Source organism: Amazonocrinis nigriterrae CENA67 (assembly GCF_016056305.1).
Lineage (GTDB): Bacteria > Cyanobacteriota > Cyanobacteriia > Cyanobacteriales > Nostocaceae > Amazonocrinis > Amazonocrinis nigriterrae.
Map to the genome: position 1 here is coordinate 1 of NZ_JAECZC010000050.1, position 15358 is coordinate 15358.

15 protein-coding genes and 1 pseudogene are annotated in these 15358 nt (G+C 41.8%); 5 read left to right on the top strand and 11 right to left on the bottom strand.

Annotation, left to right across the window (positions count from 1 at the left end):
• Positions 1 to 142 precede the first annotated feature (142 nt).
• The 5 genes from I8748_RS21155 to I8748_RS21175 all read left to right on the top strand — a co-directional run bounded on the left by I8748_RS21155 (position 143) and on the right by I8748_RS21175 (position 7919).
• A complete protein-coding gene (locus tag I8748_RS21155) occupies positions 143 to 1036 on the top strand; it encodes a glycosyltransferase family 2 protein (protein WP_198126526.1) in 894 nt (297 codons plus the stop codon).
• Positions 1037 to 1797: 761 nt separating this feature from the next.
• Positions 1798 to 2571 carry a DUF502 domain-containing protein gene (locus I8748_RS21160; RefSeq protein WP_198126527.1) on the top strand — a complete coding sequence of 258 codons (774 nt, stop codon included), beginning with the start codon at positions 1798 to 1800 and terminating at the stop codon, positions 2569 to 2571.
• Between the two features lie 105 nt (positions 2572 to 2676).
• Positions 2677 to 3306 (top strand): transcription antitermination factor NusB, encoded by a 630-nt coding sequence (nusB, locus tag I8748_RS21165; protein WP_198126528.1) that lies wholly within the window; start codon positions 2677 to 2679, stop codon positions 3304 to 3306.
• Between the two features lie 298 nt (positions 3307 to 3604).
• On the top strand, positions 3605 to 5377 hold the full coding sequence (gene ftsY, locus I8748_RS21170) for a signal recognition particle-docking protein FtsY (RefSeq protein ID WP_198126529.1): 1773 nt from the start codon (positions 3605 to 3607) through the stop codon (positions 5375 to 5377).
• A gap of 1156 nt (positions 5378 to 6533) precedes the next feature.
• Complete coding sequence (locus tag I8748_RS21175; protein WP_198126530.1) at positions 6534 to 7919, top strand: PP2C family protein-serine/threonine phosphatase; 1386 nt, start codon at positions 6534 to 6536, stop codon at positions 7917 to 7919.
• A 242-nt stretch (positions 7920 to 8161) separates the two neighbouring features.
• On the opposite strand, the gene I8748_RS21180 is transcribed toward I8748_RS21175, so the two are convergent.
• The 11 genes and pseudogenes from I8748_RS21180 to I8748_RS21225 all read right to left on the bottom strand — a co-directional run.
• The gene (locus I8748_RS21180) at positions 8162 to 8842 is read right to left on the bottom strand and encodes a uracil-DNA glycosylase (protein ID WP_198126531.1); all 681 of its coding nucleotides are present in this window, start codon (positions 8840 to 8842) and stop codon (positions 8162 to 8164) included.
• A gap of 217 nt (positions 8843 to 9059) precedes the next feature.
• The gene (locus I8748_RS21185; protein WP_198126532.1) at positions 9060 to 10160 is read right to left on the bottom strand and encodes a tetratricopeptide repeat protein; all 1101 of its coding nucleotides are present in this window, start codon (positions 10158 to 10160) and stop codon (positions 9060 to 9062) included.
• Positions 10161 to 10694: 534 nt separating this feature from the next.
• Positions 10695 to 11003 (bottom strand): hypothetical protein, encoded by a 309-nt coding sequence (locus I8748_RS21190; RefSeq protein WP_198126533.1) that lies wholly within the window; start codon positions 11001 to 11003, stop codon positions 10695 to 10697.
• A 227-nt stretch (positions 11004 to 11230) separates the two neighbouring features.
• Positions 11231 to 11701, bottom strand: coding sequence for an NADAR family protein (locus I8748_RS21195; RefSeq protein ID WP_198126534.1), 471 nt, complete (start codon positions 11699 to 11701; stop codon positions 11231 to 11233).
• A gap of 137 nt (positions 11702 to 11838) precedes the next feature.
• On the bottom strand, positions 11839 to 12165 hold the full coding sequence (locus tag I8748_RS21200; protein WP_198126535.1) for a DUF6464 family protein: 327 nt from the start codon (positions 12163 to 12165) through the stop codon (positions 11839 to 11841).
• Between the two features lie 274 nt (positions 12166 to 12439).
• On the bottom strand, positions 12440 to 12934 hold the full coding sequence (locus tag I8748_RS21205; RefSeq protein WP_198126536.1) for a hypothetical protein: 495 nt from the start codon (positions 12932 to 12934) through the stop codon (positions 12440 to 12442).
• Positions 12935 to 13069: 135 nt separating this feature from the next.
• Positions 13070 to 13636, bottom strand: a complete 567-nt coding sequence (gene recR / locus I8748_RS21210; protein WP_198126580.1) for a recombination mediator RecR — start codon at positions 13634 to 13636, stop codon at positions 13070 to 13072.
• Between the two features lie 105 nt (positions 13637 to 13741).
• The gene (locus I8748_RS21215; RefSeq protein ID WP_198126537.1) at positions 13742 to 14173 is read right to left on the bottom strand and encodes a hypothetical protein; all 432 of its coding nucleotides are present in this window, start codon (positions 14171 to 14173) and stop codon (positions 13742 to 13744) included.
• Between the two features lie 21 nt (positions 14174 to 14194).
• Positions 14195 to 14470: a hypothetical protein gene (locus I8748_RS35255; protein ID WP_225896497.1), complete on the bottom strand. Its 276-nt coding sequence runs from the start codon at positions 14468 to 14470 to the stop codon at positions 14195 to 14197.
• Positions 14463 to 14993: a hypothetical protein gene (locus I8748_RS35260; protein WP_225896498.1), complete on the bottom strand. Its 531-nt coding sequence runs from the start codon at positions 14991 to 14993 to the stop codon at positions 14463 to 14465. Before I8748_RS35260 ends, I8748_RS35255 begins: the two co-directional genes overlap by 8 nt.
• Before the next feature lie 108 nt (positions 14994 to 15101).
• A pseudogene (locus I8748_RS21225) lies at positions 15102 to 15358 on the bottom strand (photosystem II q(b) protein); the annotation flags it as partial.

Sequence of the window (15358 nt, forward strand, 5' to 3'; positions counted from 1 at the left end):
GAGATGAGGGGGATGAGGGGGATGGGGGGATAAAGAAAATGACAACTGACAACTGACCACTGACAACTAACTCCTAACTCCTAACTCCTAACTCGTAATTACTCCTAACTTTTAATTATCAACTATTAACTAAAATTTAAAAATGTTTTCAATTTACATATTGACATATAACGAAGAAATAGATATCGCTGCTTGTATTGAGTCGGCAATGCTATCAGATGACATCATTGTTGTAGACTCATGCAGTAGCGATCGCACTGTGGAAATTGCCAGTCGTTATCCTGTTCGCATCTTCCAACACCCTTTTGAAAGCCACGGAAAGCAACGCACCTGGATGTTAGAGTCTATCCCTGTGAAACATGAGTGGGTGTATATTCTTGAGGCCGACGAGCGCATGACACCGGAACTGTTTGCTGAATGCGAACAGGCAAGTAAGAATCCAGACTACATTGGCTACTACGCTGCTGAACGTGTGATGTTCATGAATCATTGGATTCGTTACAGCACTCAATATCCCCGTTACCAATTGCGCCTCTTCCGCCACGGGAAAGTCTGGTTTACAGACTACGGTCACACTGAACGGGAAGTTTGTGACGGTGCTACTAGTTTTTTAAAACAAACCTATCCTCATTACACTTGTAGCAAGGGTTTTAGCCGCTGGATTGAAAAACACAACCGTTATTCTACAGATGAAGCTAGAGAAACACTGTATCAGTTACAACAAGGTACTGTAAAATGGCGAGATTTGTTTTTCGGCCAGTCTGAAGTTGAAAGACGCCGCGCTCTCAAGGATTTGTCTTTGCGCTTACCCGCCAGACCTTTGCTACGCTTTTTATACATGTATTTCCTTCTAGGCGGCTGCTTAGATGGACGCGCTGGCTTGGCTTGGTGTACATTGCAAGCGTTCTACGAATACCTAATTTTGCTAAAAGTTTGGGAAATGCAGCATATACCCATTCCCAATTTAGATACAAAAATATCTCAGGGTGGGGAGAGTGAACCAGAAGCGCATCCGACTTCAGAAGCCACACTTTGAAAATTTCGGTAGGTAAAAGTTAACTGCTGACTGCTGACTGTTAACTGTCAACGGTCAGCAGTCAGCAATTACGATGGAATACTTTTTTATTCGTTAGTCCCTAACTTGTCATAGTCGTAAATGTAATACAACATGAGTTCGACAAGTGCTGTTTTAACCTCTCCCCCGGCCCCTCTCCTACAAGGAGAGGGGAGTAAAACCCTTATTTTTTCGTTCCTCCTCCCTCCCCTTACCCAGACGCAACGCGATCGCTTGCTTCTTTGAAGGAGTACGCCTTTTAGGAGAGGGAGGCCGGGAGGGAGAGGTCATCGAACTCACGTTCATACAAGTTACTAGTTTTAGCCTAAGTATTCTTGAAGGTTACGGCAAATAAACATTTTGAATTTTCAACAAAACTTTTTCATAAAAATTACCCTTAGCGGATTACAAGTTAATAGCCCCATAAAATTGTTACTCTAGTCGTATACTAATGGTTTTAATAGCGTGAGCAGCTTTTGATTGAGCGCGGTAGGATTAGAAATATCTCACAGATTTGCAACAATCATTTACAAGTCGTACAAAGAAAAGTAACATCCACTAAGACAAACTAGCCAGCATTTTGGTTAGTACATCTCAATGTGCAGGTTTGGAGAACAACAGCTGTTTTTCCAGCAACCAGTGCCTATTCTCATGGCAGTAGCCCGGCTGCTTGCGACTTTAGGCAGTAGTCTTACTAGTCAAAAATACTTATATTGCCTTTGTGATTTGACAAATCTGCTGGTATGAATACCAATAATCAAAGTTCTACTAGCCTCAAAAAGGAGAATAAGGGGTTGGGAATTGATCGCCTAAAACAAGATTTGAAAAATGACCTGATTGCAGGTTTGTTGGTGGTGATTCCGCTAGCAACCACCATTTGGCTGACCATTACTATTGCTAATTGGGTAATCAACTTTCTCACCCAAATTCCCAAACAACTGAATCCCTTTGATGGGCTACATCCAATATTAGTAAATATACTGAACCTAGCAGTGGGACTAGCTGTACCACTGTTGAGCATTCTTTTGATTGGGTTAATGGCTCGAAATATTGCTGGGCGGTGGTTGCTAGATTTTGGTGAACGGGTATTGCAGGCGATTCCCTTAGCAGGGCAAGTATACAAAACCCTGAAGCAACTTTTGGAAACACTACTTAAAGATTCTAATGGTAGATTTCGCCGTGTAGTTTTAGTAGAGTATCCCAGACGGGGAGTGTGGGCGATCGCTTTCGTCACGGGTGTTATGGATAGGGAAATTCAAGCCCATATGTCTCGCCCCATGCTGAGTGTATTCATTCCTACCACCCCGAATCCAACTACAGGATGGTATGCAATAGTGCCAGAGGACGAAGTGGTAAACATATCCATGTCGGTAGAAGATGCCTTTAAAGTAGTAGTCTCTGGTGGCATTGTTGCCCCGAATACAGCCTTACCGCCCTTAACTATCCCCCAAGTACACAATCTAGAAGCACCAACCCTAGAAAACAAGCGACCGGTTATCCCTGTAGAAGAAACTTAAAATTAATCCGGCAGAGTTACAAACAATATGGATAAGATGGTTGTCTGACTCTACCAAAATTGATTAACTCTTAACTACTTAATTAGTGCTGAGACACTCACTTTTATGCAAGACCGCAAACCCCAACAAATTGCTCGTGAACTGGCGCTTTTAAGTCTGAGCCAGTTGCCAGTAAATCCCAAGAAATTGACAGAAGAACATCTGCCAAAGTTGGTACTAGCCACTGTACGCACCTTGAGAGCAGAAGTGCAAGATACCCTAGACAATGCTGCTGCTGAACTGCAACGCAGTAATGATCGCCTTTTAACTAGCGAAACTCGGGCCTCAGATCTCAAGACTGCTAGAAATATGCTCAAAGAAGCAGTTGAATACACCCAGACAGCAATCAATCAGTTAGGTGCAGCAGTTGAGTTTCCAGAATTAATTCAGCTGGCAAATCAAGATAAAGAAGTTGGCAGGTATGCAATCCAAATTGTCAAAGTAGTCAACGAAGAACGAGATATCATCGATGAGCGCATAGCCTCTGCCTTGGTAGATTGGCAAATGACTCGCCTTGCCCAAATTGACCGAGATATTCTACGAATTGCTGTAGCAGAAATGCTATTTTTAGGTCTTCCAGATAGCGTGGCCATTAACGAAGCTGTAGTACTAGCTAAACGCTACAGTGGAGATGAAGGTCATCGTTTTATTAATGGTGTTCTGCGCCGAGTCACAGAGCAAAAAAAGACTGCATAAGATTTCGTTCTAACTTGTATGAGTGGCAAGTTGTGAGTTGAGAATGAAGACTGGCGTCGCCAAGGACACGTAGACACGAATGCAGGCAACTGCGAAGTGCGAATCTTTGCCCAAGAGGCGATCGCTTCTTGAAGAATAGAAATAACACGTTCAAAGAGTTCTTGCGTAAGTTCTGCCCCAATTGGGATAAGAGGTGAGGATAACCCGGAGGTTTTCACCCCAGGAAAGAGTGAACAGTTAAATTAAACTCATAACTTATAACTCATAACCCACATAACAACTAATACCGCAAGCTGCAATGGTTTTTAATTGGTTCCGTCGTCAATATAACGATTCCTCTGATACTCCCTCCGAAAACAAACAGGGAGAAACCCCAAAAGCAAAAGAACCCCAACCAGAACCAGCCGAAACGTCAACCCCAACGGCAGAAACTGCACAAGACTCGACGGCGGACTTGTTGGCATTTGCTAAAGCTGCATATAAAAATATCCAGCAAAAACAACAATCCCAGGAAGTAGAAACTCCCTCTGACTCAGCAACTGCACAAGCCCCAGAAAAACCTGAAACTGTAGAAACAGCAACTGCTGAAATAGAATTAGCACAAACTCCAACAGCAGATGCAACGGTACAACACCCACAGGCAGATACAACTGTTTTAGAGCAACCTGTAGAAGCTATTGAAGCGACACAGCTAGATGCTGCCGAAACAATTGTTTCTGAACAACCTGTGGAAGTTACGGAAGCAACACAGTTAGAAGCAGCAGACACAAATGTTGCTCAAACAAGTGCTGAAGAGGTTTCTGCATCTTCAACGGAGGTTTTATCAGTAGCAGAAGTTACTGAGGAGCTAGTACCCCCTAGTTTAGAAGTTACAGCAGGTGAAGCAGAATCAGCAACAGAGTCACCACAGCCAGCAACTCTATCTTTTTTAGAACGAGCAGCAGCAGAACGGCAAGCCAAGCAAGAACGACTGATCGCGAGTGCGATTGAAGTACCAGAAGAAGTGCAAAAAGCAGCAGCCAGTACTGCCACGCCAGAAACAGCACAGGAAATTCCTGGACTGGCTTTTGATGAAGGGTTTGTGTGGTCAGCGGAAGTATTAGCGGCCCAAGGTAGGCGTCCAGAAGACGTTTCTATTGAAGAAATCACTTGGCTGAAAAAGCTACGGCAAGGTTTAGATAAAACCCGTCGTAGTATCTTGAACCAATTGAAGGCAATTGTTGGGCAAGGGCCGCTGAACCAAGCAGCAGTAGCAGAAATTGAGTCTGTACTTCTGCAAGCTGATGTAGGCGTAGAAGCAACAGATTACATTATCAGTTCACTTCAGAAAAAACTGCGAGAAGAAGTAACTCCTCCAGAAGAGGCGATCGCTTACTTAAAAGAAATTCTGCGGGATATGTTGGATGAACCGCTGAAAAAATCCGCTAAAGTTAGCTTTGCCCCAGAAAAAGAAACCTTAAATATTTGGTTAATCACGGGGGTAAATGGTGCTGGCAAAACCACTACCATCGGTAAAATCTCTCACCTAGCACAAAAATCCGGCTATAAATGCTTGATTGGTGCAGCAGACACCTTCCGTGCTGCTGCTGTGGAACAGGTGAAGGTTTGGGGGCAAAGAAGCGGTGTAGAAGTAATTGCCAATCCTGGCAAGAATACAGACCCAGCAGCAGTGGTATTTGATGCGATCGCTGCCGCCCAAGCTAGAGAAACCGAATTACTTTTAGTGGATACTGCTGGGCGACTGCAAAATAAGAAAAATTTAATGGACGAACTCAGTAAAATTCGTCGGATTATTGACAAAAAAGCTCCTAATGCCAAAATTGAATCCTTATTGGTATTAGATGCTACTTTAGGTCAAAATGGACTGCGACAAGCTGAAGTCTTCTCCCAAGCAGCCCAACTCAGTGGTGTGGTACTAACTAAGCTAGATGGTACAGCTAAAGGAGGCGTTGCCCTTGCGGTCGTGCAGCAGTTGGGTTTACCCATTCGCTTTATTGGCGCCGGTGAAGGCATCGAAGACCTACGTCCCTTTTCTAGCTACGAGTTTGTTGAAGCTTTATTGAGTGGCTAGTTTAAAAAGGCAGGGGTACGGGGGTGCTTTCGGTGCAGGGGAGATGAGGGGGATAAGGCGATGAGAGAGAAATAACTCCTAACTCCTAACTCCTAACTTCCTACCCTTAACCGTAGTTTGCTACAGGTTTGAGTAAACTTTGCTAAAATTTCACTCTAATACTGCTTTTCTTATACCCCATATGGGGTTGTCAGATTCAGCAGTACAGACATTCGGTTGCGTCAGAAACCTGTCAAGCGGCAGGTTGCCTGACTCCATGTGTCTACACTAGTACAGCAAGCAAAAAGATGGATACCATTCAAAACAGCATAAAAGCCTCCAATAAAAACCTTTTGACTCCTTTGGGATTAGCCGTTAAGCTTAGGCAGTTCCTCATAAAGACCCACTTTGCCCTTGTGGTTACCACACCTACTGACTCACCGCGCTAGCTCACTTTTGACTTGGGCGAAGCGGTACAATTCCGAAAAAGTTAGCTGTTTAAGTCAAGTCAGGCAATAGTACCGAGTTGACTCTAAGTGTTCACTTGGCAGATAACTGACAAATATTTTTTGTGAGTAAATCAAATGAGATGTTTAAAATGTAACTGTCAAACTACAATATAATACTTTTAATTTTAAATTAAAGGTTTTGGGGTATGGTTTTTCTTAATTGTGTGTCACTAGCTTTATGATTCTTTTTTGAGTAACCTAAAGTGCGTGTCAAATTTACTGATTTCTAGTCTAAGGTATGAGTGTTTGCTTTTTTGTTTACCCAGTTACACATCACGATAGCTATAAGCACTCAGCTAGTAGCGTGATAAACCTCCATTAATCACTCTAGAAATCTCACTCAATTATTTTCTCACGAAAGGATTTTTTATGCCTCAAGATGTATGATTTGCTGATTAAGTTATGAAAACATAAATGGCTTTCTAATTGCTGGCAGGAATTTCTAACTTTTATCAAGCAGATTATGACTAAAAGTACGCTCCTAGCAGCTACTATATATAACCAGAAATGTCATAAGCAAATGCAATACTTATATCAACTTGTGTCTTACGTCTTTCTACTCTTGCTAAAGTGACAATTCTTGTTCAATATGGTTTAGCAATGCCACAAACAAAGAATTTATCATTAATCTAAAATCTACTGTTTTCAAGTGTAATAGTACATTTACTGTGTCTCAAGTGCCTTCTCAACCCACTGATAGTAATAGTAGTGCTACGACAGATGTCACACCAGTCGTGGCACTAAAAGAACTCGTGGCAAGACTGCATCGAGAACAGAACAAAATCCAAGATTTGCTGAGTTCTTTAGGATTTGCCCTCAGAAGCTTCAATAATTTGAATCAGTTTTTAGAGCTGATTCCACTGATGGCAACAAGAGTAACAGATGCAGATGGCAGCGCTCTGTTTCTCTATAAACCTAATGGTCAAGTTAGGTTAGAACAGCTACATTGGCAAGACAGTAATCAGCGCAAGAATATCCGCAAAGCCCTAGAAACAGCTAGCAGTCAAATTACCCTTTTACCCAATACGGCACCTTTGGCAACTGCCACAGGGATGTTGGACGATCAAATGCATCGTTACTTGGGGCCAGATGTGCAAATCTTTGGCACGGCGATTCTTGTGAAACACACAGAACGGGGGTGGCTGTATGTCTTGAGCCGCGATCCGGAATATAGTTGGACAGACACCAGGCAAAAGTTAGTCAGGTTAGTAGCAGACCAAACAGCTGTAGCGATTGAAAATGATGAATTAGCGGTAGAACTGAGGAAAAAAGAACGCCTAGACCAAGAATTAGAAATTGGGGCAGAAATTCAACGGCGACTTTTGCCACGCCAATGTCCTAATATTCCTGGTGCAGTTCTAGCTGCACGCTGCAAACCTGCCAATCGCGTTGGGGGAGACTACTACGACTTTATTCCCACCAATCACAATCAAATTCAACCAAACAGCAAAGTTACTCAAGAAGTTGGTCGCTGGGGTTTGGTAATTGGGGATGTGATGGGGAAAGGTGTCCCCGCAGGGCTGATTATGACAATGATGCGCGGAATGCTGAAAGGAGAGGTATTGCATGGTAATTCCCCAGCCGGAATTCTGCAAAACTTGAATAGAGTCATGTATGCGGATTTGGAGAATTCTCACCGCTTTGTGACTTTGTTTTATTCAGAATATAATCCCAAAACTCGGATTTTATCTTATAGCAATGCCGCACATAATCCTCCCTTGTGGTGGCACGCAGCTACAAAAACTGTCACTCGTTTGGATACTTTAGGAATGCTCATCGGTTTGGATGCTAACAGCCAATACGAAGATGCTCAGGCACAGTTAGAGCCTGGAGATACAGTAATTTATTATACAGATGGGCTGACTGATGCTGCGGCTGCAAGTGGCGATCGCTTCGATGAAGAAAATTTTGTTGCCGCTTTTAATACGGCTTGCTGTTACTACAATGCACCACAGGAGATTGTAGATTATTTATTTGACCAAGTTCAGAAATTTATCGGTACTGAACAGCAAAACACCGATGATATGACGCTGGTTGTTCTACAAATTTTGTAGTATAGCCGTAGTCACATAGTTTATACCAATTTAAATCATCTTTGCGAAACATGGATTAACCATAGGGTCGTAAAGCTGTATGCCCCTACTTTGCTTACGATATAGTCGGTTTGCCTGGTAATAGGTAATAGGTAATGGGCCAGATGTGATGACTAATAGTAAAATCCAATTCCCAATTCCCAATTCCCAATTCCCAATTACCGACCTCCACAGATATCATAAGTGTTTCAACGAACATGATATCAGTTGTTGTTGCGAATTTCGTCAAACTTTGCACGCACTGCCTGTATATCCTGCCACATCAACCATTTAGGCGCACCTTTTTCCTTAGAAGGATTACGCAGTAAGTAAGATGGATGGAAAATCGGCATACACAAACGCCCTTCCCACTCTAGCCACTGCCCACGAATTTTAGTAATCCCTCGCTTATCACCTGTTATTCCTTTGACCGCAGTTGCACCTGTTAACAAAATAATTTTGGGGTCAACTAAGCGAATTTGTTCTAATAAGTAAGGTTTACAAGCTGCCATCTCGTCAGGAGTAGGCACTCGGTTATTGGGTGGACGACATTTATTGATGTTAGCAATGTATACATCTTCCTCAGTACTCAGGTTCACAGATGCTAAAATTTTCTCTAGCAACTGCCCTGATTTACCTACAAATGGTAAACCTGTTTCGTCTTCGTTTTGGCCTGGGGCTTCCCCAACTATCATGATTAGTGCTTTGAGGTTACCTCGTCCCACAACAGCGTGAGTACGAGTATTTCCCAATTCACAACGGTGGCACTGATTACAATGCTGTGCCAATTCGGCTATGTTGCCGTAAGTTCCTGGAGGTATGGGAATTTTCGAGTCTGTGGGAATCAGATCTTTTTGGTTATCGTTGGAGTTACCGAAGAGGCTGAGTTGAATTTCGCTGCTCATGAAAATCGCGCTTGTTGGGATCAGCACCAGCTGTTTAATCTCAATGAAATATAGTTATATCTCTTGCTTGCTGAATACTGAATATGGGCATGGATTTTATTGTATCAGTAAATTGCAGCCAAAATTCAGTAGGCATCTAAAATGATGAGGGTGGAAGTTTAGATCCCCGACTTCTTGAAGAAGTCGGGGATCTGAGTGCAGTATTTCTAACTAATTTCTAACTATTTGTAGATGTATTTTGCTGATATTGCATGGCTTTTGCGTAATCGCCCAAAGCATAGCAAGCAACTTTCAGACTGGCAAGGGCTTGTTCTTCAATGCGGCGGTCTTTGATGGTTCTGGCTAACAGTAAACGTTCTTCATAGTATTTAATTGCTTTGGTATAGTCACCCAAAGCTTCACAAGCAACACCTAAACTGCCCAGAGACTGTTCTTCACTACGCTTGTCTTTGAGTTGTTTAGCGAGTTGCAAACGCTCCTCATAATAAATAACAGCTTTGGCATAATTGCCTATGGCATAACAAGCATTGCCCAAATTCTTCAGTACTTGAGAAGCACTACGAGCATTATTAAGGGAGCGCGCTATTTTGACACATTGCTCATAGTAGGCGATCGCTTTTGGGTAATTGTCTAAAGCATACCAAGCATTACCGAGATTTTTCAGTACCTGTTCTATGCCCCAGTTATCTTGAAGTTCTTGGACTATTTCTAAGCTTTGCTCCTGATAGGCAATTGCCCGTGTAAAGTTTCCTGAAGCTTTATACACCAATCCCAGATTATTCAATGCAGCAACCTGACTGCGCTTGTCTTGCAACTTTTGCGTTATTTTCAAACACTCTTCCAGATACTCAATTGCTTTGTTATGTTCGTTCAGGTGACGGTAAGCATTACCTAAGTGAGAAAGCGCTTGCATCTGAACCAATAAATCTGGAGTAGTCTTTTCCAAAGCTAGGCACTGTATGGAGTAAGAAATAACACTTTTGTAATCCCCTGAAGCGTAAGCTACTAGTGCTAAAAAAGAAAGTGCCTGTTCTTGTTGTTGTATATCCCCAACTAGCCGAAACAACTCTAGGGCTTGTTGTAATGACTTTAATGCCGGCAACAATTCACCAGCTTGCTGCTGTTGAACTCCCAGTCGCAGCAGCTTGGATGCTTCTGATAATTGTTCATTAGTTCCCTGTGAAAGCAGCTCCTCTTGTGACGCATTTTGGTCAAATTCATGAGTAATTGTGTTCCGCCTGATTTGTTTCAGGTATGTTGCAGGTAGTTGCACCGGAAATGTACTTTTGATTCTGTGGTTCGATTCACCGTTCGACATCGACCAATTCCTGATAAGTTTGGTGATAAATCTAGTGTTCCCAAAACCAGAGTCCATCTTTACATGAAGAAACATTCCGCTGCTGATGAACGCCAGTCGCCTCAACGGGGGGAACCCCCGCACAGCGCTGGCTCCTGATGACTGTTGACTGTTGACTGATAACGACTATCAACAGAGGGATATTTTTTTACTTGCAAGTTCTTTATGGTGAATTTATGGACGGATTATGCAAAGACTGAGCTAGAAGTTATGGAGCGCTTGTTGAAGTCACTGATGATGCGATGGACTTCACTTAGGTAAATACTAGTTTTGCTCAAGAGGCGATCGCCTTTGGTGCAACAGAAAAATTATTTGGCGATTCTCTCTACGCCGCACTTACAATTCTCAGGTTAGTTTGCTTGAGGTGAAGGTTTTCAAGGGGCGCGATCGCACTTTGCATTGAACAAGGCTAAACTGATCAAGGATGAAAATAAAAGAGCGATCGCGCTTAATTGTTATGCTTCCGATTTTGTGTGTTTCTCAAATTTAGCCAGCCTACTTCATCATATTCATTGGCATTTTTGTATTCCACACTTGTTCAAATTCAGCTTTGGTAATGCCAAATTCTTGGATATCCTGTTCACCTAATGGTTTATCGGATAACATCCCATAATTATCTGTCAAGTGGCTCCTATCGTAAAATAATACGTTGCCATTTTCATAAACCTCTATTTGTCTAACAGCCCGTAAATTAGCACCCACTTCCATCAAGTAGGTACAAGTTCCCCAGGCATCATATTCACCACCAAGAGTTTCATCCCAAAACCATTTGCAATATTTCTCAATTTTTTTTGATAGAGACATAATTTATTCACTCCTATGGGGGTTGCTACTTTCAATCAATTGTGCAGTCAATTTTTCTGGAGTTTAGCTGAGCGTATGTTTGTACATTAAATCTGACAAAACGCTTTGGCAAGGCAACATCTTACTAAAAGCTGGTAACTGTCAAGATTAGTTTGATGCCTTTAAATTAATTTTACTTGATTACTTATTTTAGGCATCCACAAGAATCAGCATTCAGAGTAACAACATTATTTTACAGTACTATTCTCAACCTCTGTTTCGTTGGTATAGCGCAGTATCTTTCGCACTTCCATTAATATTATGCCCAACCGATTTTTACCACTACCATCTTTTCCGCACCCCCAATAATAATCAATAGGTGAATTCTCAACAATTTCTTCATTGCCTGTGGAAAGCAAAATTTCCCTGATATCTGCATGGGTTTTAAATTTTCGTAGCACAGCTTTTCGCATAATCTCGTCTTTTACTTGTTCCCAATCTTGACGCAGAGGACGGGTTCTTTCACGCCCCATTTTTGCTGCATCTTTAGGAGATTTGACAAGACGGATTTGTTCTACATGGAATGTATCGGCAAACTTTTGTGCTTGAAAATAATGTTCACTTGTACGCCAATACAAATCATCTAACTCAAAACCGTGGAGTGAAAAGTTAGAGAAACAGCCATATTGTTCACGAGTACTGTAGAAATAAATAGGCATCTATAAACCTCAGCTTTTAAGCTAAAACCTATTTTAACAACTTGGGTTATTCAATTTTGAAATGATACTTAGCAGCATTCACAAGATGTAGAAGTTGTGAAATTCTCTGCGAGAATTGCTTTTAAATTTTTAATTGCTTAAACTGTATGTTCACTACCAGCTAATTCCTTTGGTTCATAGTGACGGCAACCTTGACAGGGGCCACTGGGGTTAACAGCACAGCGGATATAACCAGACTTGGCATTAAATTTACAACTGACATCGCCTATGAGGTAGCCTACCCCATCTAGATAGTAGCGATCGCCTTCAACAGGTCGGATATTTTGCCGTATCCTTACCCCGGAAAAATTCATGGCTGCTTGTCTCATTCGTGAACGTGTTCGTAAATGGGTTTTACGAATCATCCACAGGGAAAACAGGGACGGTAAAAAACCAACGATAATTACCAAAAGTGTCTTTAACACCTTCTTTTACCTCTTTTATACGCTGATTGATGATCGTCCCTACTGTTACACTCTTGTTGTTTCCAATAGTGCAACCCCTAGGGCAATTACGCCTTTTTGCTTCCAGAAGCAGCTTTTCCCACTGTTGAGAAGTTGGGAAAGTTGTTGCGGATTACTATGGCAGTGTGGCATCCAGTGACTTGAAAAAAGTACTAACTACCACTTTAACCAGCATAACTGTTACAGCCTGGGGTGTGACCTATGGTTGAGTCTTGAAAATTTTAAGATTTGTTGATTAGTACTCTTTAAAAAAGTAATTTATATCACCATCAACTGTACTCTTGTTTTTTCTGTGTCGCTGCGATGCCAATTTTTTTCTTTGAGTTTGCTGGCGGAGTTTCTGGGCTAACAGTGTAGCTTCCCTTTCTGCTCGGTATAAATCTATTTTCCGTGTTGTGAGGATAAATGACTCATCTGGGTTTTGTCTTACCCAAGGAACGCTAACTGTTAAATACTGACAAATGCTTTTATGTGGTTTACTATTCTCTTGCAGATAATTTCTTTGCCTGTTAATAGTACTAGCTATTGCCTTCAACTCCAATATTGTGGCTTCTAACTCTGCTGCCATGTGATTGATACGTTGTACTTGCACCACCAAACGCTCCCACCCAGCACTCATATTTTCTTGTTCGGGTTGTAGTGGCACTATTGCATTATTCACAGTTGTAGGCTTTAACAGCGAAGACGGGAGTGAAATCTGATTTTTGTAGCTGTATTCGATTTGTTTCATACCTTCTCTTGCCAGGCTACTGAACTTGTAAGGAATTTTAGCAGTATTTAGTACAAAAGTACTAAATACTGCTTTTATCATATCTCCCCTGCTCCCCTGCTCCCCCGCTCCCCTGCTCTCCTCCTTGCTATAACCTTAATCCAACTCTCGCCGCCCTTCCAAAGCTCTTGCAAGCGTCACCTCGTCGGCGTACTCTAAATCACCACCCACAGGTAAACCAAAAGCAATTCGTGTCACCTTGGTAAATGGTTTGAGTAGTTGCCCAACATACAGTGTTGTTGTCTCCCCTTCCACACTCGGACTAATTGCCAAAATTACTTCTTGAGGTTTTTGCTGACTCACCCGCCGCACCAAAGCTTGAACAGTTAACTGTTCTGGGCCAATACCATCAATAGGGGAAATTACCCCACCTAAAACGTGATACTTGCCTTTATACTCGCGGGTTTTTTCCAGCGCAATCACATCACGAGAATCAGCTACTACACAAATTGTGTTAGTGTCACGGTTGACATTGCGACAGATTTCACAAACTGGGTCAGCAGAGAGGTGAAAGCAGACAGAACACAAGCCTACCTGTTTTTTTGCTTCAATCAAGGCTTGCGCCAAAGCTTCTACTTCTGCTTCTGGCCGTTTTAAGATATGCAAAGCTAGACGCTGGGCTGTTTTAGGCCCAACTCCAGGTAAGCGTTGTAGCTGCTCAATTAACCGTGCTAGAGGACGTGCGTAAACCGTGGCTTTATCTCCAGAATGTTTTTACCTTAACTATAATGACATTGTTACAGAATTTTGGAGTGGCTATTCAACTACTCAAAGAGTATGGGAATTATTTATAGTGAGTTGCTGGATTAAAGATTCAGCTTCCCAAATCCGAAATTCAGTCCTGGTTAGTATTTGTGCCTCATCTATTGAGAGTGGCGAAGTTTGTGCCTTCATAATTTGAGCTAAATGACTGTAAAGCTCAAGCCTTTTTTGATAATTTTGTGGTTGTAGCAGCTGTTCATCACAAGCACTCAGAGTATCGTAAGCAGCTAGATAATTTTTTTGCTGACAATGAGCATAAAAAGCATCAACATAATCTGCTAGATTATCTTCCCAATCCCAATTTTCTAGCCAATCACCTTCTATATCTTCAACATAGAGATGAATATGCTCTGAACCATAAGTTTGCTTATCTGCTTGTAATTGCTGAGATGCTTGCAGAAATTTTCCTTCTACTTCGGAGCTTGACTCATTATACATGTTTACATTTTCAGTCATGTGTTATTCAGAGAAGGGTATAGTGGCAATAAATTCTGCTGGACGCTCATTACTTTCTTTCAGGATAGCATCTGCTAAGCTAACAAGATTCTCCAAACGTTTCACGCTAGCATCATGAGAAATGAGTAAACGTCGTTTAATTACCCAATATGTGAGAGTACTGTTCCATCGTTGTTGCTCACTTATAAAATCTGGGTTGCGTTGTCCATCACGAAATATAGGAATGCCTTTAAGCTGGATAAAGACAGGCTCAAGTTCACTAGGAACATGACTAACCAAGTAAATCTGTCGCCATTGATAAATCAAGAATATAACGGTGTGAAGCACTCCCGTCAGACTTGGCATTAATTTTTTGAGTGAGAGCAGAAATCAGGGCTTGGTCATTACCTGTATATTGTTCCAATAACAGTTTTTCTATCCAGTTAGAAAATTTAGGGTCTTGCAGACTAAACCACATAGGTAATATCTCACTGTACCAATACCATTCGGTTACAGATAAATTCTTTTCCTTTAAGAATTTTGTTATTTCTTCTTGAGATAAATTCAAACGAGGTTTGATGTCATATAGATAGGTTTGGATATCGTAATAAAATTCATTAATAAACTCAATTAAAAACTGTTTCTTATCAAGAAGTTCATCCTTAAATTTTGAAAGTGTAGCCCCAATTGTATTAATGCGAACTACTAATTTAGGTTCTATCTTTAAAGCTTCTCGCTTTAGACGTTGCAACCTTGGCTTAATTTCATTCGCGTATAGTTTAATTCTCTCGGCTGGCAAGTAACATCTCCAGTAAATAGCCACCGCAGTGTTTTCTCTGCGTAAAATTAATAATAACTATATATCATCTTATAAAAGCAAAAACGCCCCCCGTTTCCGGGGGGCGTTTTTTATTGGGCTAAGACTTGATTATTAGCCGTTGATAGCAGGAGCGCTCATTGCAACAGGAGCAACTTCACCAGCAGCCAAGTCTAAGGGGAAGTTGTGAGCGTTACGCTCGTGCATTACTTCCATACCCAAGTTAGCGCGGTTGATGATGTCAGCCCAGGTGCTGATGACGCGACCTTGGGAGTCAATCACTGATTGGTTGAAGTTGAAACCGTTCAAGTTGAACGCCATGGTGCTGACACCCAGTGCGGTAAACCAAATACCCACTACAGGCCAAGCAG